This is a genomic window from Noviherbaspirillum aridicola (assembly GCF_019656455.1).
In the GTDB taxonomy this organism is placed as follows: domain Bacteria; phylum Pseudomonadota; class Gammaproteobacteria; order Burkholderiales; family Burkholderiaceae_D; genus Noviherbaspirillum; species Noviherbaspirillum aridicola.
Genome location: NZ_BPMK01000004.1, coordinates 1 through 26,514, shown reverse-complemented (window position 1 = coordinate 26,514; position 26,514 = coordinate 1). Strand labels below are relative to the sequence as shown.

The following is a 26,514-nucleotide window of genomic DNA, read 5'->3' as shown; positions in this document are numbered from 1 at the left end:
GGAAATGACAACTTAACACAATTCATGCCAACTCAGTCGAGAGCGGGACTCTCGTCATCGGCGGCCGTCGCGGCGCCGAGCAGCAGATCAGCGGCTTCCGAAGGCAGGGCTTCCACGGACTTGAGCTTGCGGCTCATCTGGCGCGTGCGTGTTTCCGCCTGCTCGATGTTCCTGGCCGCGCGCTCGAGCGTGGTCCGCGTCGCCGCCAGCACGTCTCCGAACTTGCCGAACTCCGTCTTGACCGCGCCGAGCACCTGCCACACTTCCGAGGACCGCTTCTGCAGCGCAAGCGTGCGGAAACCCATCTGCAGGCTGTTGAGCAGGGCCGACAAGGTGGACGGGCCCCCGATGCTGACGCGGCAGTTGCGCTGCAGTTCGTCCGCCAGTCCGGGCCGCCGCATCACCTCGGCATACAGGCCCTCGGTGGGCAGGAACAGAATGGCGAAGTCCGTCGTCAGCGGCGGCGACAGGTATTTCGCCGCGATGGTCTTGGCTTCCTGGCGCACCGCGCGTTCAAGCTCGCGCCCGGCCGCGGCCACGGCCTCCGCATCGGCTATTTCGGCAGCCTCCACCAGCCGCTCGTACTGCTCCTTGGGGAATTTGGCGTCGATCGGCAGCCACACGGGCCGCTCCGACTCGTGCTGCCCGGGCAGGCGCACCGCGAACTCCACCCGCTCGCCGGAGCCGGGGACGGTTTCCACATTCTTTCCGTACTGATCGACCGTCAGCACCTGTTCCAGCAGCATCCCCAGCTGCACCTCGCCCCAGGTGCCCCGGGTTTTCACATTGGTGAGGACGCGCTTGAGATCGCCCACGCCGACGGCGAGCTTCTGCATCTCGCCCAGCCCCTGGTGCACCTTGTCCAGCCGATCCGAGACCAGCCTGAAGGACTCGCCCAGCCTTTGTTCCAGCGTCGCGTGCAACTTCTCGTCGACCGTGCGCCGCATTTCTTCCAGGCGGTTGCCATTGTCGACCTGCAGCTCCCTGAGCTTCGTTTCCAGCGTCTGGCGCACTTCTTCCATGCGCCGCGCGTTCGACTCGGCCAGGTTCGCCAGCGACTGGTTGAGCGTCTCGCCAAAGCGCCTGAGCGCCTGCGCCTGTTCTTCGCGTCCGGCCTGCGCCTGTTCGCCCAGCGCTTCCCGCAGCCTGGCCTGATGGTCGGCGGCGGCCTCCGCCAGACTAGCAAGCTGGCGGGCGAAACCGTCGATACGGCTGTTTTGCAGCGTCGCCATGCTGGTCAGCTGCGTGACCAGCGCCTGCTGGAACTGCATCAGCCCGCCGCTGAGCTCCTGCCGTGCCGACTGCGCGCTGCCGAGGATCTGCTCCCGCAATTCGCGTTCGACGCGCTCGCTCGTCACGGCCTGGTGGCGCTGCAGTTCATCCTGCAGCAGGCGCAAGCGTTCGTCTTCGCCGCCGTCGCGGCGGCCGCGGAAAAGCATCAGCAGCTGCAAGGCGAGCGAGGCCGCCAGCAGCAGGAGCAAAAGGATGTCGGTGGTGGTCATGCTTTGGTTGCCCGCGTCAACCCGCCTGGTTGCGCATCCAGTCCGCGGTATTGAAGAAGGATTGCATCAGGCGTTCCTGGAGTGCCTGCTCGATGCCGCAGTCCTGCATGGCCCAGGCCATGCAGCGCAGCCATTGATCACGCTCGGCCGATGCGATCGCAAACGGGAGATGCCGCGCACGCAAGCGGGGATGGCCGAAGCGCTCGACATACATGTCGGGTCCGCCGAGCCATCCGCACAGGAACCAGAACAGCTTGTCGCGGGAGCCGTCGAGCGGCGTGGGATGCATGGCGCGCAGCGGCGCGAACTCGGGCTCGAGCTCCATCAAGTCGTAAAACCGGTCCACGAGTTCGCGGACCTTCTGCTCGCCTCCGAGCAGCGCGAATGCCGTCGGGGCAGAAGTTTCTTCAGTGCTCATGACGCGCATGATAACGCAAGGGCTGCATGAATTGCCGGTCGTAAATGTCATCCTTGACTTTGCCCGCTCGACCGATCGAAAAATCAGCCCGATTCCGCGCGACCGTCTGCTCAATAAACAGGCAGCCCCTGTCTCTTTTTGACACTAAACAACGGCGCATTTGACAGCCGGCAACGCCCTCTTTGAGGGAGGACAAGCAAAGCATACTTTACAAATTCAAGCCAAAGCGAATGGCTACCATTGCCTAAAAGGTAATACCAAAAGGATTGCGAGGAGAGGTCCAGCAGGTGCGCGGCGGGAAATTCAATCCCGGGCGGACTTAACGGACGGTAACGACGGGAAGGCCAAACCGCTCACCGTCACGAATTCGTTGTCCAAAAGAAAAGAAGAAATGCCATGCGCGACTTGATTATTACAAATTCTTCCAGGCTGGAGCTGTCGATGCGTCTGATGGACGTCATCGTGCTCGAATGCGCAGGCGCTCTGGCGGGCCTGCTCCACTTCCACATCCCCCTGAGTGAAACGCCGCCGATACATACCGTCCTGCTGCATTTCTGCAGCGCTCTCGCCTTCCTGCTGTTCCCGCAGTTCCAGCTCTACGTGTCGTGGCGCGGCCGCTCGCTGCCGGACATGTTCGTACGCCTCGTCGGCGCCTGGGGCGTGGTGCTGCTTATCGGGCTGTTCTTCAGCTTCCTGGTCCACCATGTCGGCAACGTGTCGCGGCTCTGGATGTTCTACTGGTACGCGCTGGGCGTCGCGCTGCTGGTCGTTTTCCGCTTCGCCGTCTATTACGCGCTGCGGATGCTGCGTGCAAAGGGCCTCAACAGCAAGCGCGTCATCATCGTCGGTTATGGCAGCACGGGCAAGGAGATGCACCGGCGCGCGATGCAGCAGGACTGGACCGGTTACGACGTCAAGGCGGTCTGCGCCGATCCGCTCGACTCGGACAAGATAGTCGATCCTTCGATCGCCCGGCTTGCAAGCCTGAAGGAAGTACACGATTACGCGGTCGCCCAGCATATCCACGAAATCTGGGTCACGCTGCCGCTCACCGCCTCCTCGCGGCTGCAGGAACTGCAGTACCTGATGCGCAATACCTTTGTCGACATCCGCTGGGTGCCCGACGTCCTGGGACTGCAGATGCTCAGCAACCGCATGGGCAATTTCCTTGGCCTGCCCGTGGTCGACCTGAACCAGCCCGTCACCAGCGGCATACACGGCATCGTCAAGGAAATCTTCGATCGCAGCTTCGCCCTGCTCGCGCTGTTCCTGCTGCTGCCGCTGTTCATCGTGATCGCCATCATGATCAAGCGCACCTCGCCGGGGCCGGTGTTCTTCAAGCAGCCCCGGCTCGGCCTGAACGGGCGCCAGTTCAACGTCTACAAGTTTCGCACGATGAAGGTTCACCAGGAACAGAACACGGTGACCCAGGCAACCAAGAACGATCCGCGCCTGACGCCTATCGGCGGGTTCCTGCGTCGCACGAGCCTCGACGAACTGCCCCAGTTCATCAATGTGCTGCTCGGCGACATGTCGGTGGTCGGCCCGCGCCCGCATGCAATGCAGCACAACGAGATCTACAAGGACCTGCTCGAAACCTACATGCTCCGCCACCGGGTAAAGCCGGGCATCACGGGATGGGCGCAGATCCACGGCCATCGCGGCGAGACCGAGACGCTCGACAAGATGGCGACGCGTGTGCAGTTCGACCTGCATTACATACAGCACTGGTCGCTCTGGATGGACCTGCGCATCATCGCCTGGACCGCGTTCAAGGGATGGACGGGCAAGAACGCCTACTGAGCGACGCGACATGAGCCGCAAGCCGGACTTGCGGCCAGCTGAACCAGGACAATCATGACGGATACAGAAAAAAGCAGCGTCCGCGGCGATCAGGAGCCGGCGGGCCTCGACACAAGCGCGCCGCGGCAGAAGGTCGCGGTCATTACCGGCGTCAGCGGACAGGACGGCGCGTACCTGGCCGAACTCCTGCTTTCCAAGGGCTATGTCGTTCATGGCGTGAAGCGCCGCACCTCGCGCTTCAATACCGAGCGTATCGATCACCTTTACCAGGACCCGCAGGAGCGCGAGCGCCGCTTCATCCTTTACCACGGCGATCTCACCGATTCCTCATCGCTGCTCAGGATCATCCAGGAGACGCAGCCCGATGAGATCTACAACCTCGCCGCGCAGAGCCATGTCGCCGTTTCTTTCGACGAGCCCGAGTACACCGCGAATTCGGACGCGCTCGGCCCCCTCCGCATACTCGAGACCCTGCGCCGCCTCGGCATGGAAAAAAAGACGCGCTTCTACCAGGCGTCCACCTCCGAGATGTTCGGCGCGTCCGGCGATTCTCCTCAGCACGAGGAAACGCCCTTCCGTCCGCGCAGTCCGTACGCCATCGCCAAGCTCTATGCGTACTGGATCACGGTGAACTATAGGGAAGCCTATGGCATGCATGCGTCCAACGGCATCCTCTTCAACCATGAGTCGCCCCTGCGCGGCGAGACCTTCGTCACCCGCAAGATCACACGCGGCCTGGCGCGCGTGGTGATGGGCCAGCAGGACTGCATTTACCTCGGCAACCTCGACGCCCGGCGGGACTGGGGCCACGCGAGGGATTACGTCGAGATGATGTGGCGCATTCTTCAGCAGGACCAGCCCGACGATTACGTCATTGCCACCGGCGTCCAGCACAGCGTACGCGAATTCGTCGAAGCGGCCGCCCAGGAACTCGGTCTCGTCCTTCGCTGGGAAGGCCGAGGTCTGGACGAGCATGCGGTCATCGTCGATCCGGGAAAACACACGAACGTTGCCAAGAATCAGGTCGTCGTCCGGGTCGACGCGCGATACTTCAGGCCAACAGAAGTGGACAGCATGCTGGGCGATGCGACCAAGGCGCGCGAACGACTCGGCTGGCAGCCGACGATCGGCTTCCACGCACTGGTCCGGGAGATGGTGCAGGCCGACCTAGATGCGGCCGGGAAGGATCACCTGTTCCAGACGCATGACGCCCACTCCCACTTCTATCACAACTGAAGCAAGGCCCGGATTCGCTGGGAAAGAGGAAGCAAATCAAAAAAATCAACTCAATAAATGCATCTATGTAGCAGGACACCGCGGCCTGGTGGGCTCCGCGATCGTCAGGGCCTTGCGCAAGCGAGATTACAGCAACATTCTGACGAGGACGCACGCGGAACTCGATCTCAAGGACCAGGCCGCGGTGCGCGCCTTCTTTGCCGAGCACCAGCCGGAGGAAGTCTATCTTGCCGCGGCCAAGGTGGGCGGCATACACGCCAACAATACCTATCCGGCGGAGTTCATCTACGACAACCTGATGGTGCAGTCGAACGTGATCCACGAGGCATGGCGCGCCGGCGTCAGGAAGCTCCTGTTCCTTGGCTCCTCCTGCATCTACCCCCGCATGGCGGAACAGCCGATACGGGAGGAATACCTGATGAACGGCGCGCTCGAGCCCACCAACGAACCGTACGCGATTGCGAAGATCGCCGGCATCAAGATGTGCGAGAGCTACAACCGCCAGTACGGAACGGATTTCCGCAGCGTGATGCCCACCAATCTCTACGGCCCGGGGGACAACTACCACCCCGAGAACAGCCACGTCATCCCCGCGCTGATCCGCCGTTTTCACGAGGCCAAGATTGCCGGCGCAGAGAAGGTCGTGATCTGGGGCACCGGCAAGCCGCGCCGCGAATTCCTCCACGTCGATGACATGGCGGACGCATGCGTGCATGTCATGAACCTCGACAATGCGACTTATGCGGCGCATACGTCGCCGATGTTGTCACATATCAACGTTGGCACGGGTGAAGACGTCACAATACGCGAAGTTGCCGAAATGATAAAGAACGCAGTCGGCTTCAAGGGCGAAATCGAGTACGACACCAGCAAGCCGGATGGCACACCGCGCAAGCTGATGAATACGGCAAAGCTCACCGCCCTAGGCTGGCGCCCGTCGAAATCGCTTGGCGATGGTCTCAAGGAGACATATGGGCATTTCGTGGCCGAGTACGGCTAAGGGCTTCGCGGCATACGACGGGCGGCCGGAGCGGCTCGGAGCGAGCCGATCCGCCGCGGCCGCGGGCGAACGACCCGGGCGTTCAGCCGTCGCGATGCCGGCAACCGGCGGTGGGAAAGCACTGCCCCAACCCGGCGCCGCTTCACACACGACACGACAACGACTGAACCAGTGGAGCGGTCATGCATTGAGAGCCCCTGCCGCCGCCGAACATTTCTATCAAGAGTTGAAAGATGAATGACGCCCTTTCGCCTACCGAGGTCATGATCAACCTCGCTGCCGCGCTCTTTCTGATACCGATTGCCGCCGGCATGTTCTGCAAGCTGCCCAAGCTGGTCATGTTCGGATTCCTGGTTGTCCTGTTCTTCTTCGCCGACTCGACCTACGGCGAACTGCAGACGGTCAACAATCTCTATTCCCGCGGCGTGGGCATGTATTACTTCTCGCTGCTCAATCTCGCGCTCTTCGTGCTCGGCGCGACCGCGCTCGTGAAACGCCTGGCCCACCCCCAGGGGCCAGCGGTGGCGCCGTCCGTCACCAAGTACTTCATCGCTTTCGTCTTCCTGTTCAGCGGGCACGTCGTCGCCGGCCTCATGCAAGGCATAGAACTCAACGTGATCCTCGGTTACAACGGGATACTGAACGTCTTCAACATGATGATCTTCATGTACCTGGTCATCATGTCCTTCAACAGCGAAAAGGATATCAAGCAGCTGCTGCTGTTCATCATCGCCGCGGCTGCGCTGCGCGCCGTGTTCGGCGGCGTGCGCTACGCGTTCATGGGTGGGGACACGGCCAACCCGTACAGGAACTTCGACGGCTTCGACATCAAGATCTACTTCTTCGACATCGGCGACAACTTCATCGCCGCACTGGCCGCCTTCGCCATCGCCTGGATGCTGACCTCGCCACAGGTGCGCCTGTCCTTCCTTTCTCGCGCCGTGCTGCTGGGGCTGCTCGCCCTTGAGATCGCCGTGGTCGCACTCTCCTATCGCCGATCCGGCCTGCTGGGGCTGGGCCTGATGTTCCTGTTCCTGCTGGCGCAGTTGCCCGGCAAGCGCAAGATCTTTTTTGCGATGGTCGCCTGTGTCGCCATCAGCTTTGCCGCATCGATCTTCTTTGAACAGCGCCTGCAGTTTGCCGGCGGCGGCAGGGACGGCATCCTGTCCTCGCTTCTGTTCGACGTGGCGCCGAGCCGCGGGGGAATCAAGGACAGCCGCTTCTACGAGCTGTATGCGGCGGCGCAGAGCGTGGGCAGCAACTGGCTTTTCGGCCTCGGCACCTGGGGCCGCTTCTACGGCGACAGCGAGCTGCTGTCCTACCATGACGGCAATTACACCTTCGTGCACAGCGGGTTCGGCCACATCATCCTCAAGGCCGGCGTCGTCGGTGTGATCATCTTCTCCTGCATACTCGGCGCGATCGTCCGCTTCTACCTGCGGCACCGCAAATCCCTGGTCGGCTACGCACGCATGCTCGCCGATACAGGATTCGCCGGCATGCTGTTCTGGTTTCCGACGCTGCTCATCGGAACGCCGGTCATCGAATATCGCACCATGCAGCTGATCGGACTCACCCTGGCCCTGCCCTTCGTCGCGGTCGGCATGCAGGCATACCAGGTTCGCCAATACCAATATCACTACCAACATGCTGCTGCGTAACTCTCTCTGGAACCTGAGCGGCTCCGCCATCCCGATGGTGGTGGCGCTGGCGACCGTTCCCGCGCTGATTGCCTCGCTCGGCGTGGAGGGCTACGGCATCGTCACGCTGGTCGGGTCGGTCATCGGCTATTTCGGCGTGCTCGACATCAACCTGAGCGCCGGCGCGATCAAGTATCTCGCCGAGCAGCATGCGGCGAACGACCGCAAGCGCTTTGCCGAGACCTTCTGGTTCGGCGCCATGTTCTACGGCGCGCTCGGATTGCTCGGGGCGCTGGCGCTGTTTTTTGCGTCCGAGTACCTGGTCGGGCGATTTTTCGAGGTCTCGCCCGAAGTCCGGGAAGCGACCGTACTCGCCTTCCAGGTCGGCGCGCTCGGATTCGCGCTGTCGCAGACGCAGAACTACCTGCTTGTCGTACCGCAGGCGCTGCAGCGCTATGACCGCTCGGCGCAGAGCGAAGCCTTCTTCGGCGTGCTGGTCAATCTCGTCTCCGTCGCGGCGGCGCTCGCCGGCACCGGCATCGTCGGCGTCATCGTGGCGCGCGTATCCGTATCGGCCCTCAATGTGCTGTACCTGGTATTCCTGATCCGTTCCTTCCGGCTCGACATGGGCATGTGCTGGCCGCGCAAGGAAGTCCGGTCGGCACTGACCTCGTTCAGCGCCTATGCCTACCTGAGCAAGATTGCCTCGACACTGCATCAGCATGCGGACAAGGTCATCGTCGGCGCGGTCGCCGGGCCTGTTGCGCTGACCTTCTACACGGTGCCCGTGACGCTTGCCGGCCGCATCCTCGGCCTGACCTACCGGCTTTCCAGCGTGATCTATCCCCGTGCTTCGGCCCTCGCGGGCGCCGGGCGCATCAGCGAACTGCGCCCGGTGTACCTGGACGTGATGCGCTATGTCACCTATATCAACCTCGTGGCCCTCGGCATGATCATCCTCGCCGGCGACGAATTCCTCCGCCGCTGGGTGGGGCCGGAATTCATCCAGCTCGGCTATCCCGTGCTGATCCTGATGACCATCGCATTGCTGATCGACTCGCTGACCAATATTCCGTCCCTCGTCAACGACGCGCTCGGCCATCCGCGCATCACCGGGCGCTTCGCCGTCGCCAATGGCGTCATGGGTGTGGGCATGGTCTACCTAGGCACCACTGTCGGCGGCATCGTGGGCGCCGCGACCGGACATCTCGTCTCCTCGCTGCTGATGGGAATGGCTTTCCTGCTGTTCGTGCACGGTCGCACGGTGCCGGTCAGTTTCATCGAAACGCTGCGGATGGGATATGGCCGAAGCATCGCCGTCGGGCTGCTGATCCTGCTGGTGCTGGTGCCGCTGAAGTGGATGGTGCCCAACAGCCTGCTCGGCACGCTGGCGATCGTCACCGCCGGCGCCATCGCGCTTTGCCTGGCCGGCATCGCCTTCATAGTCGGCGTGGACCAGCGCACCGCGGTGCTCAACTTCGCCCGCCGTCTGCGCTCCTGAGGCTGCATCATGCGCGTCCTGATCGTCAGTGAAGACATTCCCTATCCGAGCATGGGCGGCCTTGCCAAGCATGCGCTCAACCTCGCCCGTGCCCTGGTCCGCGCAGGCCACCAGGTGGACATACTCGGAGGCGACCAGCATCCGATCGAGGTCGCCGGCGATGAAGGCATCTTCGGCGGGCGCTTCTTCGGCGAGCTCCATGGGCAGAACGCCGGCTGGAAAGAAGGCCGCCTGGGCGTGTACATGCCGCTCAAGCGGACCGTCATCGCCAAACGCTTCGCCCGCATCATCATGCGCCGCGCCGCGAACTATGACGTAGTCCACTACCACGGCCACTTTCCGAACATGGCGGCCTTCCTCCCGCCCCATGTGAACTTCGTGCAGACGCGCCATGACCAGGGCAGCGACTGCCTGGCATTCACCCGTTTCCGCGACGGCAAGATCTGCGATCTGACCGACGCGGAACACTGCGCCGCCTGCATGACGCCGCGCCCCAACGCGCTGCAGCGCGCGGCTTCCACCACCGCCGTTGTGCGTTTCCGGCAGCAGGTGGCGGACGGATTCAGGAAGCACAAGACGGTGTTCGTTTCCGATCTGCTGCAGCGCAACTTCGAGCGGGTCGCCGGCAAGGGCCCCTGGGGTCATACGGTGCACAACTTCGTCGATGTCGCGATGCTGCAGAACGCCCAGGCGGCCGCTTCTCCCGTCGTGCGGGGCGGCGCATTCCACATCGCCGTCGCCGGCAAGATCTACGAAGCCAAGGGCATCGAAGCGTTCCTTTCCGAACTCGTCCCGCGGATGGACGACGACATGGTGGTGACCGTCGCCGGCGACGGTCCCGACGAGCAGCGGCTGCGAGCCCGTTTCGAAGGCGAGCGGGTCCGCTTCCTCGGCTGGTGCACACCTGAACGAACACTGGAAGTCGCCGCCGCTGCCAGCGCGGTCGTCATGCCTTCCCTGCTGGAGGAGGCCTTCGGCTCCACCACGCTCGAAGGCCTGATGCTGGGCAAACCTGTATTTGCCCTGGCGATCGGCGCCACGCCCGAACTGGCCGTCTACCAGTCGGCGCCGGGACAACTTCGCCTCCATGCAGACATGCGATCGCTTGTCGGGGATCTGCTGACCGTGCCACGCAGCCTGTCCTTCGGCAGACCGCCGCTGGAGGCCGCGGGCGCGGAGCGCGCGGTGCAGCAATTATTGGATATCTATCGTTTGCCGACCGGCCAAACCATACGCTGAAAGGCTCCACTCATGGCGCTCAAATTCTCTGTCATCACCTGCACCTGGAACAGCAAGGCATATCTGCACGAATCGATTGCCTCCCTGCTCAGCCAGGACTACCCCGATATCGAATACATCTTCGTGGACGGCGGCTCGACCGACGGCACGCTGGAGCAGATCGCGGCCCTGCCACGCAGCTACCGGCTACTCGAAAACGTGCGCGGCGGCGTCAGCCGCGCGATGAACGAGGGCCTGCGCATCGCGACCGGGGACGTGATCGCCTACCTGCACTCGGACGACTACTATCTCCAGCCGGACGTGCTTTCCCGCGTCGCCCGTCACCTGCAGGAAAGCGGCAGGAGCTGGCTGTTCGGTCGCACCATGACCTGCATCGACGGCAAGCTCCACGCGGACGACTACATCGCGCCGCGCTACAGCTACAGTAGCCTTTTGCGCGGCAACTTCATCCCGCATCCGGCGACCTTCGTCCGGCGCGATCTGATGCTGCGCGCCGGGGGCTTCGACACCGGCCTCAAGTATGCGATGGACTACGACCTCTGGCTGAAGATCGGCAGGATGCACGACCCGGTGCAGCTCGACGAACCCCTCACCGCTTTCCGTGAACACGAGGGCAGCCTCTCCAGCTCGTCGCGCACCCGGCTGGCGGCGATGGCGGAGGATTTCCGGGTTCGCCTCAAATACGCAGGGTACAACCCGGTCAGCCGCCTTGCCCACTACGCAAGGTATTTCGTTCGTCGTCAGCGTGTAATCAATGCGAAAGGACATGCATGAGAACGCCCGAGATTTCCCTCATCCTCGCCACCGTCGGCCGCACCGACGAGCTTGCCCGCCTGTTCGAATCACTGGCGGCGCAGACCTTCAGCAATTTCGAGGTCATCGTCGTCGACCAGAACGATGACGACCGCCTGCTGCCGCACCTCGACCGCGCCCGTTATCTCGGCGTGGCTGTCCGTCACCTTCGCCACCGTCCCGCGAATCTCGCTGCCGCAAGGAATGTCGGAATCGAAGCCGCGCGCGGTCGATGGATCGGCTTTCCGGACGACGATTGCTGGTATTCGCCGCGCCTGCTCGAGCATGTTGCGGCGCGCTATGGCGCAGGCGACAAGCCGGCGGGCATCATCGTCCGCTGGGTCGAACAGAATGAACAGCCGCTCAGTCCGGCCGATCTGTCCTGGGAGCGTTCACGGGCTTTCCGCGATGTTCCCGTCAGCTCCATCACCCTGTTCTGCGAACGCAAGCTCTTCAAGGATATCGGCGGCTTCGACGCCAGGCTGGGCGTGGGACAGTGGTTCGGTGCAGGCGAGGAAACCGACTTCGTCATGCGCGCACTGCGCGCAGGCGCTCTGTTCACCTATGAGCCGCTGGGCGAAGTGCACCATGCGGTGAATCCTCAAAAGCCGGTTGCCACGCCGACGACGAAGCTGGCTGTGCGTCATCGCGCCCGCGGCACGGGTGCCCTGTATGCCAAGCACCAGCTCCCCTTGTGGGTCATCCTGCGCGGGCTGGCGGCCCCGCTGCTCAGGCCGGTGCTGAAAGGCACGTTCGGCGCCGAGCTAGCGCTCGGCTACGCGACCATGCGCGGGCGAATCGACGGACTGCTCGGCTGGCGCCGGACACACCAGTCGTAGCGCCGTGTGGGCCGCGACCGCTCAGGACGGCAGAGCGTGCAGTGCAAGGATGAAGCGACGTATAAGAATTTTTACAAAGTCGTCTGGCGACGATTGAAATCTGTTTGATTTTTGCAGCACTGCCGGCTGCCGTCGCCATCACAATGCATGAAGAACTTGCGGCGATCACTGTTCGCGGAAAAAAACAGACGACATAAACAGACCGCGCGCGGGAATCTCCCGCGCACGGTACCGGAGTACAGCATGCAAAAGGCTACGGCCATCTCAAACATCGCGCTGCATCGTGGCCTGTGCCCCGACGCGGCGCCGGCAGCCGGCGCGTTCGCCCTTGGACGCAGGTCAGCGCGAGTCGCCGGCAGCGGATGCTCTTGCGATGCCTGCTACGGGAGCAGCATGCACGGCATCGCACCTGGGGTGCGGAAAGCGCGAAATCCATGAGAATTCTTGTCGCCCACAATGCCTATCAACATCGCGGCGGCGAAGACGTCGTCGTCGAAGCGGAAGTCGAGCTTCTGCGGTCCCGCGGCCACACGGTCGAGATGTACCAGGTTCACAACGACGAGCTGAACGGCATGCCGAAGGTGCAGGCGGCCTCGACGACGGTATGGTCAATGCGCAGTCCGCGCGACCTGAAGGATATCTGTGACCGCTTCAAGCCGGAGATCATCCACGTGCACAACACCTTCCCGCTGATCTCCCCCTCCCTGTACTGGGCGGCATCGCGCCTGGACATACCCGTGGTACAGACGCTCCACAACTTCCGCCTCCTGTGCCCGCAAGCGATTTTTCTGCGCGAGGAAAAGATCTGCGAGGACTGCCTGGGCAAGCTTCCGTGGCGGGCCGTCACGCGCAAGTGCTATCGCCAGTCGGCCGCGCAGACCGCGGTGCTGGCGGGCATGCTGACCGTCCATCGCGCGATCGGCACCTACAGAAGCCAGGTCACGCGCTACATCGCGCTCAACGAATTCGCACTGTCGAAGTATGTGGAAGGCGGACTGCCGGCCGACCGGTTTCGCATCAAGCCCAATTTCGTTGCATCTTCACGGTCCCCGCAATGGCACAAGCGCACCGGCGGCATGTATGTCGGCCGCCTCTCCTCGGAGAAAGGCCTGGAGGTCCTCGCCAACGCATTCCGGCTGCGCCCGGGTCTGGATATCGACGTGATCGGCGGCGGCCCGCTTGAGGGGATTGCACGCGATACCTTCGGCACGCGGTGGCTCGGCTTCCGCCCCCTCGACGAGATCATGACGCGGATGGAAACCGCGGCCTACCTGGTCCTGCCCAGCATCTGCTACGAAAACTCGCCGCGCACGATCGTCGAGGCCTATTCCTGCGGCTTGCCGGTCATCGCCAGCCGCCTGGGCTCGCTTGCCGACATCGTCAGGGACGGGGTCACCGGGCTGCTGTTCAACCCGGGCGATGCGGCCGACCTGGCGGACAAGATGGCCTGGGCCGAAGCGCACCCCGAGGAAATGATGCGCATGGGCCGGGCAGCACGAGCAGAGTACGAGGCGAAGTACACGCCTGAGCGCAACTATGAACAGCTGATGGAAATCTATGAAGATGCAATTTCAACACTACGACGCAAACGTGATACCGCGAGCCGGCCAGCCTGTGCTTGAGGCATTCATCGATGCCGTAACCTGGGATGAAGCCCTCACCCGCATCACCAACTGGGGGGCGGCGCATGAATCGCGATACGTTTGCATCTGCAATGTCCATTCGGTGGTGACGACGACACAGGACGTCGAGTTCAAGATCGCCGTGAACAATGCCGACATGGCGACGGCCGACGGTGCTCCGATCGCATGGACGCTGCGGCGGATGGGACATTCGGCGCAGGAGCGCATCAACGGCCCGGACCTGATGATGAAGTACCTGAAGGAGGCGGAGAGGCTCGGCCAGGTCGTCTTCTTCTACGGCAGCACCGACACGACCCTCGCCAAGCTCAGGCTGGCCCTGGCGCGCGATTTTCCAAGGCTGCAGATCGGCGGCACGTACTCGCCGCCATTCAGGCCGCTGTCCCGGGAAGAGGACGACGCCATCGTCAAGGAGATCAACGCCAGCGGCGCCAACGTCGTATTCGTGGGTCTGGGCTGTCCCAAGCAGGAAAAATGGATGGCCGAGCACCGCGGGCGCATCAACGCCGTCATGATCGGTGTCGGTGCGGCCTTCGACTACCATGCCGGGGTCATCCGGCGCGCGCCTCTCTGGTGGCAAAAGAACGGTCTTGAGTGGCTCTATCGGCTCGGATCAGAACCGCGTCGCCTGTTCAAGCGGTATGCGGTAACCAATACGCTTTTCGTGATCGGCCTGATTCGCCAGTACGTGCAGGCCAAGCTGCCAGCGGGCGAAACCTGAGACGACAACGTGCCGCGAGGCGCACCCTGGAAAGGAAAGCGCCTCGCCGTTGCGTGCACGAAGAACGCACCGGGCAGACCGTGGAAATCCGGCCGGATGTACCGGCCTTGCCCCGTGCCGTCAGGCCGACTTGGCCAGCGCGGGCGACGACAGATAGTGGGTTCGAACCGCCAGCTGCTCGTTCGTCAGCCGGTTCTGGAATGGGATACGGGCGGCAACATGGGCGAAGAAGCTGTCGATCTCTTCCCAGGCATTGAGCTCGTCGAACTGCTTCGAATGCCCCCACAGATGGAAGATGCCGCCATGGTGGCAGGCATGGTCGAACATCGTATAGAGACGCTGAATCCAGTCCTCGCGCGACAACGCGAGCCTGAGTCCCTCGAGGCGTTGCACCCACTCCCCCGACCCGGCGAAGTTGCGCAGGTAGACCGCGCGATCATGCGGGTACAGCTGCAGCGTGGTCGGCATCTCGTAGGGCAGGCGTCCCGCGTCGAAGCGCAGGTTCATGGTGGTCCTCGCGTAGGTGAATCCACATGCCCTGACGAGTTCGACATCCCGGTTTGTGTAGCGCCCGCCCGGATAGCAGAAACCGTTGACCCTGACCCCGAGGATATCTTCCAGGCGCGCCTTGCCATCGCTGATCTGATGATAGGCATGCCAGATATCGACCTTTTTCAGGTAGCGGTGGTCCATCGTGTGGGAACCGATCTCGAAATGCCTGCCAAGCTCCCGGATACCCGCATCGGCGAGGACCTGGTCTCCTTCGCAGTTTCGGATAGGCACGAAAAAGGTCCCGCGTAGCCCATGCTTGTGCAAGAGTTCCGCGGTCTTCATGTCCGACGGGTGTCCGTCATCGATTGAACAGGTAAATACGGTTTCCATCACTCGCTCCGCCTCTGAACGGTATATCTGCTCCGCAAGCGGAGGCAGCCGCCCATGTATTCTTTCTTCAAAGTTGGATGCTCCCCGCGCGGTGCGGTTCAGAGCGTTTTGCCTGCAGGCCGCCGGTCCGCGCCCGGCTGCCCATGAGAAACCGCCCGCTTGCACGCCTGGACGAGGCCGTCGGCGGCATTATCGAAAGAGTATTCCCTCACCAGCGACAGGCTGCGCTGGGCGTAGGCCGAGAGGCGGGCGGGATCGGCAAGCAGCGCCGTCGCCTTTTCCGCCCAGACATCCGCCTCCAGCGGACAGACATATCCGTTCTCGCCGTCGACGATCAGTTCGCCGGCGACACCGGCATGCGGGCTGACGATGACGGGCAGTCCGGCCGCGCATGCTTCATTCGCCACCACACCCCATACGTCGGCCGACGTCGGGAACAGGAAAATGCGCGCCGACTTGTACAATGCCGGCAATTCAGCCTGCTTCGCGAAGCCATGGAAATCGGCGTGTACGAACTCCCGCAATGATTCGGCCGCCTGCCGCACCGCGGCCTCTTCGCTGCCCGATCCCGCGTACAGGATGCCGACTTTCCTGCCCAGCCGCCGTGCCACCCGCGCCGCCACGTCCAGCGCAAACCGGGGTCCCTTTTCAGGAACCATGCGACCGCAGAAGATGAAATCGTAGGGCTTCGCCGCGGGCTCCGGCTCGCGCCGGTAGGCATCGTTGTCGATGCACAGATAGGAACGATAGCACTTGCCCGGATCCGCACCATAGCTCTCGAACAGCCGCTGGCCGCCGTCGCTCGCGGAGAGGAAGGCGGCGGACCGGCCATAGACGATGCGCCGCACCAGCTTGTGGACGCGGCTGAGATCACGCTCGGACATGTCGGTGCCATCCGTCAGCGGCACATGCGGAATCCGCTTGAGGAAGGCGTATCCGAACGCATAGATCTGGGTCGGATTGAGGCCGTCGGTGACGATCACGTCGGGACCGAAGCGGCTCAGCGCGGGCACCACATCCGGGTTGTTGTGGATGTACCTGCCCTTGACCGTCGTAATGCGCTCGCGGAGGAAGCGATGGTCGAATTCGAAAACCGGCAGATCCCAGTGCCGGTTGGGTTCGCGGCGCGCACAAAAAATTACCTGCAGTTGCACGCCCGCGGCCGCCGCAATGCGGTTGAACACGGGGATGCGATACGGCGGCGGCTCGTTCGTGACAATTGCTATTTTTAACATGCGCTAATGGTAGTGGGAATGAAGTTGCGACAAATGACGAAAATCAAGAGAGGCAGGCCCGCCGCAGCCTCGATGCCTCTTCCTCATGTTGCCGCAGTGTATAGGACTCCCACCGTGGTGAAACTGAGCAATGTCATGCCACCTTAGCCCCCTCCGTGATCAGGCGGGGGTGCGCCCCCGCGGCAGCATTTCGGCGGCCATCCGCCGCAGATCCCGGCCGCGTTCGACCCAGTTCCGGATCGTTTTCGGCAGCAGCGCATCCTGGTACTTCACCCAGACCTTGGCTTGCCGGCGGTAGCCCTCCGCGGCCTGGCGCCAGGCGACGCGGCCGTTCAGCAGGAATTGCAGGCGCGATCGGTAGATGGTCACGTTGTCGAGGTCGCGCTGAACGGCGCCGAGCGCGAACTTGTAATCGTAGCGTCCCCAGAGAAAGTGGAATTCCTTGCCGCCGCGCCGAATGCATTCCCTTATGGTCTCGTAGCAGCAGAGGAAGCCGACCCAGTGATCGTCGTAACGCGGATCGTGCGCCAGGATGTTGAGGAAGTAGTTTCGCCCTGCGCGATAGGCAATCGCCCCCGCGACCACTTCACCGTCTATCGTCATGATGCCGGCCACCCCACACGCACGGGCAAGCGCGACGATGCGGCGCGTTTCATCTTCGTCGATGGCGGAGGCGATGTTCTTGTTCGCCATCCGTGTACGGTTGAAGCCGATGAGCGTGCGTATGTGATGCTCGGGGATGGCCTCCTCGGTGAAGACTTCGAACCGGCAATCAGGGAACGACTTGCGCAACCTGTCTCCGTAGCGCTTGATGTTGCGGCGCGTGTTCTTGCCGAGCGCCGCGAGATACGCGTCCGGCGAGTCAGGCAGTGCGAGCGTGATGTCTTCGAGATGATTGAAACGCTGATACGGATAGGGCAAGGTCTCGACGTCGGTTTCGATTGCCTTGAAACTGATGACGTGCACGTCCGGATAGCGCTCGAAGATATAGTTCGAGAAGCAGTCCATCTCTTCCCTTCCGACGCGAATGGCTTCATTGAGCACACGAACGCTTCCGTGTTTTCGCTCGAATAGAAAGATCGCGCGAACTTTGTCTCCGCACCGTGCCACATAAGTGCTCGTTGCGCCCGCCTGCCAACCGTAGATCCTGAACTCTATCAGAGAGGAAAAGATATTGCCGTACAAGCCCTCCACTTCGGATTCGACAAATGAAGGCACTTCGTTTTCGTAGCAGATGATGCTGTTCTTATTGGCTTCCATGTTCTCGCTGTCACCACATTGGCTTAATGAATGAGACACCCGGAATGCGTTCCTGGACCGAGAGCGCATTACATGGACGGTCGTATGCGAAATACATGCCCACCTTTCGAATGCGTTCGCAACATCGTCCACATGCACATGCCATACGCTGGCACACGGCCAGGTTCAGCCTGCTCCCACTCTGCAGGTCAGACATCTGCTTCTCACGCCGAAATCCCTTGCCTGCGAGGTTGTGCTCACTCGTTTGATGAGCACCAAACGAGGTTCTCGTGGGCGATTCCTGCCGGCGCGTTCGAAGCGCTCGGCCACTGCGGCGACCGGACAAAAAAAATGCCGGCCACGTGGCCGGCATTCTCTTTCGTTCCGAGCAGCTTACTTGAACTGCCAGGCGCGAACATACTTGACTTCGAAGGAGTTCGACTTGCCCTGGGGGGTCGAATCATCCGGCGTGCCCGAGGCGCTGCCGTACCAGAGATCGAGCATCAGGTACATCGGATCGGTCATGGTCACGTTCACCGTCAGCACTTCCTTGCCATCGAAGTAGTAGGTCTGCTTGTTCGGTTCCCACTTCACCGCGTACTTGTGGAAGCCGGCGGACAGATCGGTACCGGTGTCGTACTGGCGGGTGCCGACCAGCTGGCCTTCGGCGTCGCCCTTCCATACCGTCGGTGCGTAGGCTTGCGGATGCGCCACGCCGTCGACTTCAAAGCCCCACGGTGCGGCACCGCCGGCATAGGCTTCCATCACGTCCATCTCGGGGCGGCGGTGGTCGATGTGGTTGAACAGCCAGAATGCGGGCCAGGTGCCCTTACCGACCGGCAGCTTGGCTTCGATCTCGAAGTAGCCATAGGTCTGGTAGTACTTGCCGTCGGTGTCGATGGTGCGGTTGAAGAAGTTGCCCGAGGCGTCGCGCTGCGGCCAGATCTTGAGCATGCCATCTTCGACGGTGTAGTTCTTCGTCGGATTGGAACCCTCGTACCACATGTGGTCGTTCCACAGGTTCGTGTTGTAGGTATTGAATTCTTCGCTGAAGCTCAGCGTGTAGGCGCTGGCGTCCTGGCCATAGGGCACGGGAGCCGATGCCTGTTCGCTGCCCGAGGTGTTGGCGCTCGGGGTGGCTGCGCTCTCGCCGGAGGCGTCGGCCTTGTCGCTGCTCGCGCCGGCACTGGTGTCACCCGCGACAGTTTCCGCAGCGGCGCTCTCGGTTGCCACGGCCGCGGTGCCCTGCACCGAAGCCTGGGAGGCTGCAGGCTCGGTGGTGCCGGAGCCACCGCCACCGCCGCAAGCGGCAAGCAGGACGGCGCTGCAAACACAGGTGAGCGTGGAGAGTTTGAACTGCTGGATAACTGACTTCTGCATGGTGGACCTTTCCGAATCTAACAAGCTGCGCTCAATTCTCGGCAGCAACGTTGTATCTGAGCATTGCCCGTTGGAATTGGTTCCGGCTTTCTGTCAAGAAAATGAGGTGATTTTTCAGCTTACTTCTGCGCTTTGCCGACAAAAAAACAACACAACTCGGCAATCGCGAAATGAAAAAGGGCCGGCTTGCGGGCCGGCCCTTTCATGCGGAGTGTTGTCGCGCTTACTTCTTGAACTGCCAGGCGCGCACGTAGTTGACTTCGAAGGAGTTCGACTTGCCCTGGGGGGTCGAATCATCCGGCGTGCCCGAGGCGCTGCCGTACCAGAGATCGAGCATCAGGTACATCGGATCGGTCATGGTCACGTTCACCGTCAGCACTTCCTTGCCATCGAAGTAGTAGGTCTGCTTGTTCGGTTCCCACTTCACCGCGTACTTGTGGAAGCCGGCGGACAGATCGGTACCGGTGTCGTACTGGCGGGTGCCGACCAGCTGGCCTTCGGCGTCGCCCTTCCATACCGTCGGTGCGTAGGCTTGCGGATGCGCCACGCCGTCGACTTCAAAGCCCCACGGTGCGGCACCGCCGGCATAGGCTTCCATCACGTCCATCTCGGGGCGGCGGTGGTCGATGTGGTTGAACAGCCAGAATGCGGGCCAGGTGCCCTTACCGACCGGCAGCTTGGCTTCGATCTCGAAGTAGCCATAGGTCTGGTAGTACTTGCCGTCGGTGTCGATGGTGCGGTTGAAGAAGTTGCCCGAGGCGTCGCGCTGCGGCCAGATCTTGAGCTTGCCATCTTCGACGGCGTAGTTCTTCGTCGGGTTGGAAGTCTCGTACCACATGTGGTCATTCCAGAGGCCGCTGTTATAGCTGTTGAACTCTTCGTTGAAGGTCAAGGTATAAGCGCTGGCGTCCTGGCCGTAAGGGCCGGAGGCTTGAGTGGACTCAGGAATTGCCGAGGTGGGGGTATCGCCGGTAGCGGCAGACGATGCTGTCACAGTAGGGGAAGAACCGGATGCAGCCGAAGTTTGTGCTGCTTCGGTGGAGCTGCCACCACCGCCACCGCCGCAAGCGGTGAGGAGAGCCGTAGCGCAGGCGCAACACAGAGTGGAAATAGCGGAGCGGTAATCGGTGAAATTAAACAAAGCAGTTCCTCTTTTAACTGGTTGATGGTAGCCAATGATCCTCACTGGCAACGCACGTTCAGAGCTTACCCCCGGGAAAATGGTTCCGGAGAAATGCATAAAAGAAGGTTTTTTCTTGCTTTGTTGAACTTTTCGTTTTGGTGGCTTCCTAATCCGGTTGCCCTTTTTTCAGGGCAACGATTTCCAGTGAAAATAACCCCGGTTTCGGGGCGCCATGATGATCGCCCAGCAATAAAAAGGCCGATGTCTCCATCGGCCTTGTTGCTTGGGCAAGGCGGACGCCTCGCTCAATGTTCATGCGTCAACCTTATTTGAATCGCCAGGCGCGCACGTAGTTGACTTCGAAGGAGTTCGACTTGCCCTGGGGGGTCGAATTGTCGGGGGTGCCGGAGGCGCTGCCGAACCAGAGGTCGAGCATCAGGTACATCGGGTCGCCCATGCTCACGTTCAGCACCAGCACTTCCTTGCCGTCGAAGTAGTAGGTCTGCTTGTTCGGTTCCCACTTCACCGCGTACTTGTGGAAGCCGGCGGACAGGTCCATGCCGGTGTCGTACTGGCGGGAGCCGACCAGCTGGCCTTCGTAGTCGCCCTTCCATACCGTCGGCGCGTAGGCCTGCGGATGGGCCACGCCATTGACGTTGAAGCCCCACGGCGCGGCACCGCCGGCGTACGCTTCCATCACGTCCATTTCCGGACGGCGGCTGCCGATATGGTTGAACAGCCAGAATGCGGGCCAGGTGCCCTTGCCGACCGGCAGCTTGGCTTCCACCTCGAAGTAGCCATAGGTCTGGTAGAACTTGCCGTCGGTGTCGATGGTGCGGTTGAAGAAGTTGCCCGAGGCGTCGCGCTGCGGCCAGATCTTGAGCTTGCCATCCTCGACCGTGTAGTTCTTCGTCGCGTTGGAAGTCTCGTACCAGATATGGTCGTTCCACAGGCTGGTGTTATAGCTGTTGAACTCTTCGTTGAAGCTCAGCGTATAAGCGCTTGCGTCCTGGCCGTACGGGACCGGAGTGCCGCTCGGTGCGGGTGCGGGTGCGGGTGCCGGGGCCGGCGCAGGTGCCGGTGCGGGCGCAGTCGTGCTGGTCGTGCCCGCATATTCGCAAACCTTGTCAGCGCCAGGCAGCGGGTCGCCGAAGACATCGTTGCTGCAGGCGACGGAGCCGGTCGCGGTGCGGTAGGCCCAGGTGCTGTTCAATCCATAACGAACCTGGCGGGTACCGCTGAAGCTGCAGGTGCCGTACTCGGTCGCGCAGCGGGTCCAGCTGGAAGTGGTCGGTGCGGGTGCGGGTGCGGGTGCGGGTGCGGGTGCGGGTGCGGGTGCGGGTGCGGGTGCGGGTGCGGGTGCGGGTGCGGGTGCCGGAGCAGGCGCCGGAGCCGGAGCGGGTGCCGGAGCCGGCGCGGAAGTCGTCGTAGCGACATCGCAAACCTTGTCCGCGCCCGGAGCCGGATCGCCGAAGACATTATTGTTGCAGGCGATCGTGCCGGTGGCCGTACGATATGCCCATTTGCCGCTCAGGCCATAACGCACCTGCTTGGTGCCGCTGAAGTTGCAGGTGCTGTTCTCGGTCGCGCAACGGGTCCACGTCGTGGTGCTGGTTGTGGGCGCAGGTGCAGGCGCCGGGGCCGGAGCGGGTGCAGGAGCGGGCGAAGGCGTCGTCGTGGTGGTCGTCGTCGCGTATTCGCAGATCTTGTCGGCGCCGGGAGCGGGATCGCCAAACACTTCGTTGTTGCAGGCGATCGAGCCGGTTGCCGTACGCGTCGCAAACTTGCCGTTCAGGCCATAGCGCACCTGACGAGTACCGGAGAAGGAGCAGGTCTGATACTCATTGGCGCACTTGGTCCAGGTGGTGACGGTGGTGGTGGCAGCGAGTTGAGTTGCCCCGCCAGCCGAGGCCGATGCGGTTTCGGCGCTGTCCTCGCCCGAGCCGCCACCGCAGGCGGCCAACAGAACAGCGGCGGCGGCGCAGGACAGCGCGGCAGCCGATTGACGATGGAATGACAGATTGAACAAGGTGATTTCCTTCCTAGAAAATTCTCGCCCCATTGTCGTGATGGGCGAGGCTTTCCTACGAGCATTTCTATGAAGAAATGGTTCCGGAAATCATTACAAAATCTGTGGAAGATTTTCCTTGCTACATATAGTGCGGGAAGCCGAAAAGGTTACAACCGGAAACAATTACAAGGGCAAGCCGATGAACAGCCAGGATGCCTACTCCATGTGATGGCGGAACTGCCATGCACGGATGTAATTGATTTCGAAAGAGTTGGACTTGCCCTGCGGTGTGGTTTCGTCGGGATCGCCGCTTGAACTGCCGAACCAGAGGTCGAGCATCAGATACAGCTTGTCGTTGATGGCAGCCTTGACGGTATGAATAGGCTTCCCGTCAAAGTAGAAGGTCTGCTGATGCGGCTCCCACTTCACCGCATATTTGTGGAATCCCGCCGAGAGGTCCTTGCCGGTGTCGTACTGCAGCTTGCCAGCCTGCGCGCCTTCGTCGTACCAGACCGTCACGCCGTATGCGCGCGGCCTCGCCACGCCGTCGGCATCCACGAATCCCCACGGATCCACGCCACCCGCATACGCTTCCATCACATCGATTTCCGGGCGACGGTTGCCGGGATGCGCAAACAGCCAGAACGCGGGCCACGTTCCTTTGCCCCGGGGGAGCTTTGCCTCGATCTCGAAATATCCGTAGCGCTGTTCGAACTTGCCGTCGGTGTCGATGGTGCGGTTGAAGAACTTGCCCGTCGCATCGCGCTGGGGCCAGATCTTGAGCTTGCCGCCCTCGACGGTGTAGTTGCGCGTCGGATTGGATTTCTCGTACCAGATATGGTCGTTCCAAACCGCGGGATCGTAGCGATCGAACTCGTCGGCGAAGGTCAGCACATAGTCTTCGGCCTTCTGTCCGAAGGGGGTGCGGGAAGACGACTCTTTCTTCTTGGCCGCGAGCGTCTTCGCCGCCATCAGCGTGCGCTCGTCGAAAGCGGGCTCCTGACCGCATGCGGTGACACTAAGCGTAGCGCAGACACTGAAGGTCGCGGCACGCAGGACAGCCTTTGTCTTGAGCATCTCCCCCTCCTCGTTTTGCTAGGCGCCGAATCCGTTCGGATTGGTGCTTTGCCAGCGCCAGTGATCGGCGCACATCTCTTGCAGCCCCTTGGTCGCGCGCCAGCCGAGCAATGACTCTGCCCTGGCCGGATCGGCGTAGCAGACGGCGATGTCGCCCGGCCTGCGGCTGACGATCTGATACGGCACCTGTCTGCCGCTCGCCTGCTCGAAGGCCCGCACCATCTCCAGCACGCTATAGCCCTGCCCGGTACCGAGATTGACGGTGAAGCCCCGCTCGGAGCGGAACAGTTCGTCGAGGGCCGCGACATGGCCGCGCGCGAGATCGACCACGTGAATGTAGTCGCGTACCCCGGTACCATCCGGTGTCGGATAGTCGTTGCCGAATACCGAGAGCCGTTCGCGCCGACCGACCGCGACCTGGGCGATGTAGGGCATCAGGTTGTTCGGAACGCCACGCGGATCTTCACCGATCCGGCCGCTCGGGTGGGCGCCGACGGGATTGAAATAGCGGAGCGCGCCGATGGCCCAGCTGGCGTCGGACGCCGACAGATCTTCGAGAATCTGCTCGACCATCAGCTTGGAGCGGCCGTAAGGATTCGTCGTCGACAGTCTTGCCGTTTCCCTGATCGGCACGGATTCGGGATCGCCATAAACCGTGGCCGAGGAGCTGAACAGGAATTTCTTTGCCCCCGCCTGCCCCAGTGCCTGCAGCAGCGCGACCGTGCCGGCGACGTTGTTCTCGAAATACGCGAGGGGCTGCTGTACCGACTCGCCGACGGCCTTGAGTCCCGCGAAATGAATCGCCGCATCGATGCGGTGGCTCGCCAGCACGCGCTCGACGGCTGCCCGGTCCCGGATGTCGGCTTCGTAGAACGGGATCGCCTGCCCGGAAATTTCCTCGACCCGCCGCAGCGACTCGCGCGAGCTGTTGCACAGGTTGTCCAGTGCCACGATTGCGTAGCCGGAGGCAAGCAGTTCGACGCAGGTATGCGACCCGATGTAGCCGGCCGCGCCGGTTACCAGGACTGTCTTTTGATTCTTCATGCAGGATTTCCAGTTGGAGGTGGTCGCGGGTGCTCGACCAGATTAATCGGAGTCCTGGCCCGCAAGTCGGATAGCGCCGGCTTCCGCGCCAGAAAACCCCATAGTTTACGCTTGTTCCGCCGCGGCTCCTGCATCGCCGCAACCGGCGGCGCGGGCAGGGCTCTCGGCGCCCCGGCGTAATCTTATGCCGCCTCCATCGTGAGTTGCGTGGCCGGCGTCTTCATCTCGCGCGCCAGGTGATCCGCGAGACGGAAGGCGAGCGCGGCCAGCGTGATCGTCGGGAAGTTTGCGCCGCAGGTCGGGAACACGGAACTGCCGGCCACGTAGAGGTTGTTCATCCCGTGCACCTTGCAGTTGCGGTCGACGACGCCATGCTTCGGCGAGTCGTGCATGCGCGTGGTACCCATGTGATGCCAGGTTCCCTCGAGGTCGGACGGCCACTTCTTGCCCTCGATCTCCGGATCGAGCTCCACTTCCGCCACGCCGCTGCGCCGCATGTCGTCGGCCAGGATGGCAAGCGTCCGGTCGAAGGTGCGCTGTACGCGGGAAGTCAGACGCCAGTCGACGCGGACCCGGTTCATGCCGAGCTGGTCCTTCTGGGAAGGAGACAGCATCACGCGGCTGTTCGGATCCGGTTCCGGCTCGACGATCAGCTGGAACTTGACCCCCTGGATCAGCCAGCGCGGCTGGAACAGGCGGGTGTAGCCGTAGCCGATCGTATCAAGCGGATGCGAGAACATCGTCAGCACGTCTTTCGTCAGACTCCAGTCCTGCTGGTCCTTCTGCAGCAATGCCTGCTTGATGCGGAAGAGTGCCTGGGCGCCGTCGCTTCCCTCGCCGGGGAATATCGAGTTGAACCAGACGCGGGCGTTGAGAATCTCTTCCTGCTCCAGCGTCTCGGGCGTCAGCGCGAACTGATGCGCGATATGGGTGCCGTGGGCCGCCACCGCCGAGTTCATGTAGTGATACTTCACGTCCGACAGTTTGTTCCGCGACCATTCGCGGGTAAAGCGGATATTACCGGTGAGGAGGCGCGGATGGTCCATGAAGAAGCGGCCGACCAGGTCGTTGCCGTTGCCCAGCCCGCCCGGCTGCACCTTGTTCGATGCCAGCAGCAGTCGCGCGTTCTCGATGCCGCCGGTGGCGAGGATGTACTGCTTCGCCTTCACCTCGATGCGCTTGCCGCTCAGGGTCGCGACCTGGATCCGGGTCACGTTCTGCGCCGGCCGGTCGCTGTCGATGTTGACCGCATTCGCATAGAGATAGACGCGGATGCGCTGCGAGTTCTTGAGCGCCTCCCGATACATCTTGCCGAAGCGGGCGGGCGGGCTGAACTGGGAGATCGTGTCGCGCACCTTGCCGCTGGTGAGCGGCATGCGGCGCACGTCGGGACGACCGATGGAACGTTCCCAGAATTCCGGATCGAAGTTGTTCGGCCCCAGCTTGAGCAGGGAGTGCGTGCGGTCATAATAGGGAAGCAGCTCATCCAGGCCGAAAGGCCAGCCCGAGTGCGCGACCCAGTGGCGCTTTTCGAAATCCCACGGGTCGAGGGGCCGGCACCAGCCGCCCCAGCAATTGCTGCTGCCACCGAGGAAGCGGCTGCGGCAGCCATCGGCGAAGTTGTAGCGCCATTCACCGACGTCCTCGCCGCGATACAAGTCGCGCGTCCCATCGTCGGGCGCGAAACCGCCGCTTTCGAGCAGCACGACATCGATCCCCTGCTTGTCGAGCTCCAGCGCCAGAGTGATTCCAGCCACTCCGCCCCCGATGATGCAGACTGTGCTCTCGACAACAGAGCCCTGTTCTACTCGTCTCGTATCAATAAACATTGTTTTCTTATGCTTTCAATGAATGAAATCCGATCATGCATTCCCGGAGTCAGCGAATGCGCCGGCGCGTGCCTGCCATACTCCCTGTGCTGGCACCATGCGCCTGAAGCAGTTGATGGTCTGACTTCAAGATAAATTGCAGCGGGTTACTCCATGTTGACGAATGTTAGAAATTGTTTTCAGAACGAGAGCACGGCATCAGGCTTTGTGGCCAGGATCACACGCTTGAATTCGCTCTGGATCCGCGCCAGCGCCGCATCGGTCTCGCCCTCGAAGCGCAGCACCACCACCGGCGTGGTGTTGGACGAGCGCGCCAGGCCGAAGCCGTCCGCATACTCGACCCGCAAACCGTCGATGGTCACG

At 62.3% G+C, this 26,514-nt stretch carries 23 protein-coding genes and 1 pseudogene; 11 read left to right on the top strand and 13 right to left on the bottom strand.

What is annotated here, in order from left to right; all coding sequences use genetic code 11:
• Positions 1 to 32: 32 nt before the first annotated feature.
• Complete coding sequence (locus NCCP691_RS05315; RefSeq protein WP_220807223.1) at positions 33 to 1,502, bottom strand: DNA recombination protein RmuC; 1,470 nt, start codon at positions 1,500 to 1,502, stop codon at positions 33 to 35.
• 16 nt (positions 1,503 to 1,518) lie between these two features.
• Positions 1,519 to 1,920: a group II truncated hemoglobin gene (locus NCCP691_RS05310; RefSeq protein ID WP_444980940.1), complete on the bottom strand. Its 402-nt coding sequence runs from the start codon at positions 1,918 to 1,920 to the stop codon at positions 1,519 to 1,521.
• Here NCCP691_RS05310 and NCCP691_RS05305 point away from each other — a divergent pair.
• From NCCP691_RS05305 to NCCP691_RS05255, 11 genes are all read left to right on the top strand, one after another.
• Positions 1,919 to 2,062, top strand: a complete 144-nt coding sequence (locus tag NCCP691_RS05305; protein ID WP_220807427.1) for a hypothetical protein — start codon at positions 1,919 to 1,921, stop codon at positions 2,060 to 2,062. The two genes, NCCP691_RS05310 and NCCP691_RS05305, sit on opposite strands and share 2 nt — an antisense overlap.
• 254 nt (positions 2,063 to 2,316) lie before the next feature.
• A complete protein-coding gene (locus NCCP691_RS05300; RefSeq protein ID WP_220807221.1) occupies positions 2,317 to 3,723 on the top strand; it encodes an undecaprenyl-phosphate glucose phosphotransferase in 1,407 nt (468 codons plus the stop codon).
• 54 nt (positions 3,724 to 3,777) lie between these two features.
• Positions 3,778 to 4,959, top strand: a complete 1,182-nt coding sequence (gene gmd, locus NCCP691_RS05295; protein WP_220807220.1) for a GDP-mannose 4,6-dehydratase — start codon at positions 3,778 to 3,780, stop codon at positions 4,957 to 4,959.
• A complete protein-coding gene (fcl, locus tag NCCP691_RS05290) occupies positions 4,928 to 5,959 on the top strand; it encodes a GDP-L-fucose synthase (protein WP_220807219.1) in 1,032 nt (343 codons plus the stop codon). Before gmd ends, fcl begins: the two co-directional genes overlap by 32 nt.
• Before the next feature lie 233 nt (positions 5,960 to 6,192).
• A complete protein-coding gene (locus NCCP691_RS05285; protein ID WP_220807218.1) occupies positions 6,193 to 7,620 on the top strand; it encodes an O-antigen ligase family protein in 1,428 nt (475 codons plus the stop codon).
• The gene (locus NCCP691_RS05280; RefSeq protein WP_220807217.1) at positions 7,607 to 9,100 is read left to right on the top strand and encodes an oligosaccharide flippase family protein; all 1,494 of its coding nucleotides are present in this window, start codon (positions 7,607 to 7,609) and stop codon (positions 9,098 to 9,100) included. Before NCCP691_RS05285 ends, NCCP691_RS05280 begins: the two co-directional genes overlap by 14 nt.
• Positions 9,101 to 9,109: 9 nt before the next feature.
• Positions 9,110 to 10,339 carry a glycosyltransferase family 4 protein gene (locus tag NCCP691_RS05275; protein ID WP_220807216.1) on the top strand — a complete coding sequence of 410 codons (1,230 nt, stop codon included), beginning with the start codon at positions 9,110 to 9,112 and terminating at the stop codon, positions 10,337 to 10,339.
• A gap of 12 nt (positions 10,340 to 10,351) precedes the next feature.
• Entirely contained in the window at positions 10,352 to 11,113 is a 762-nt protein-coding gene (locus NCCP691_RS05270; protein WP_220807215.1) for a glycosyltransferase family 2 protein, read from the top strand.
• Positions 11,110 to 11,970, top strand: a complete 861-nt coding sequence (locus tag NCCP691_RS05265; RefSeq protein WP_220807214.1) for a glycosyltransferase family 2 protein — start codon at positions 11,110 to 11,112, stop codon at positions 11,968 to 11,970. The genes NCCP691_RS05270 and NCCP691_RS05265 overlap by 4 nt, the downstream gene beginning before the upstream one ends.
• Before the next feature lie 434 nt (positions 11,971 to 12,404).
• Positions 12,405 to 13,592, top strand: a complete 1,188-nt coding sequence (locus tag NCCP691_RS05260) for a glycosyltransferase (protein ID WP_220807213.1) — start codon at positions 12,405 to 12,407, stop codon at positions 13,590 to 13,592.
• Positions 13,585 to 14,331 carry a WecB/TagA/CpsF family glycosyltransferase gene (locus NCCP691_RS05255; RefSeq protein ID WP_238482329.1) on the top strand — a complete coding sequence of 249 codons (747 nt, stop codon included), beginning with the start codon at positions 13,585 to 13,587 and terminating at the stop codon, positions 14,329 to 14,331. The genes NCCP691_RS05260 and NCCP691_RS05255 overlap by 8 nt, the downstream gene beginning before the upstream one ends.
• A 120-nt stretch (positions 14,332 to 14,451) precedes the next feature.
• On the opposite strand, the gene NCCP691_RS05250 is transcribed toward NCCP691_RS05255, so the two are convergent.
• The 11 genes and pseudogenes from NCCP691_RS05250 to NCCP691_RS05200 form a co-directional block, all read right to left on the bottom strand.
• Complete coding sequence (locus NCCP691_RS05250) at positions 14,452 to 15,213, bottom strand: polysaccharide deacetylase family protein (protein ID WP_220807212.1); 762 nt, start codon at positions 15,211 to 15,213, stop codon at positions 14,452 to 14,454.
• A 98-nt stretch (positions 15,214 to 15,311) separates the two neighbouring features.
• Positions 15,312 to 16,448 carry a glycosyltransferase family 4 protein gene (locus NCCP691_RS05245; RefSeq protein WP_220807211.1) on the bottom strand — a complete coding sequence of 379 codons (1,137 nt, stop codon included), beginning with the start codon at positions 16,446 to 16,448 and terminating at the stop codon, positions 15,312 to 15,314.
• A 159-nt stretch (positions 16,449 to 16,607) separates the two neighbouring features.
• Positions 16,608 to 17,708, bottom strand: coding sequence for a GNAT family N-acetyltransferase (locus NCCP691_RS05240; protein ID WP_220807210.1), 1,101 nt, complete (start codon positions 17,706 to 17,708; stop codon positions 16,608 to 16,610).
• Between the two features lie 372 nt (positions 17,709 to 18,080).
• Positions 18,081 to 19,067, bottom strand: coding sequence for a glycoside hydrolase family 16 protein (locus NCCP691_RS05235; protein ID WP_220807209.1), 987 nt, complete (start codon positions 19,065 to 19,067; stop codon positions 18,081 to 18,083).
• Between the two features lie 223 nt (positions 19,068 to 19,290).
• Positions 19,291 to 19,959 (bottom strand): glycoside hydrolase family 16 protein, encoded by a 669-nt coding sequence (locus tag NCCP691_RS05230; protein ID WP_238482328.1) that lies wholly within the window; start codon positions 19,957 to 19,959, stop codon positions 19,291 to 19,293.
• A 397-nt stretch (positions 19,960 to 20,356) separates the two neighbouring features.
• Positions 20,357 to 20,506: a hypothetical protein gene (locus tag NCCP691_RS05225; protein WP_220807207.1), complete on the bottom strand. Its 150-nt coding sequence runs from the start codon at positions 20,504 to 20,506 to the stop codon at positions 20,357 to 20,359.
• Positions 20,507 to 20,515: 9 nt separating this feature from the next.
• Complete coding sequence (locus NCCP691_RS05220) at positions 20,516 to 22,219, bottom strand: glycoside hydrolase family 16 protein (RefSeq protein WP_238482327.1); 1,704 nt, start codon at positions 22,217 to 22,219, stop codon at positions 20,516 to 20,518.
• A gap of 198 nt (positions 22,220 to 22,417) precedes the next feature.
• Positions 22,418 to 23,278 carry a glycoside hydrolase family 16 protein gene (locus NCCP691_RS05215; protein WP_238482326.1) on the bottom strand — a complete coding sequence of 287 codons (861 nt, stop codon included), beginning with the start codon at positions 23,276 to 23,278 and terminating at the stop codon, positions 22,418 to 22,420.
• A gap of 18 nt (positions 23,279 to 23,296) precedes the next feature.
• Positions 23,297 to 24,322, bottom strand: coding sequence for a UDP-glucose 4-epimerase GalE (gene galE, locus NCCP691_RS05210; RefSeq protein WP_220807205.1), 1,026 nt, complete (start codon positions 24,320 to 24,322; stop codon positions 23,297 to 23,299).
• 182 nt (positions 24,323 to 24,504) lie between these two features.
• Positions 24,505 to 26,151, bottom strand: coding sequence for an FAD-dependent oxidoreductase (locus NCCP691_RS05205; protein ID WP_220807204.1), 1,647 nt, complete (start codon positions 26,149 to 26,151; stop codon positions 24,505 to 24,507).
• 179 nt (positions 26,152 to 26,330) lie between these two features.
• Positions 26,331 to 26,514 (bottom strand): annotated as a pseudogene (locus NCCP691_RS05200) (phosphomannomutase/phosphoglucomutase); the annotation flags it as partial.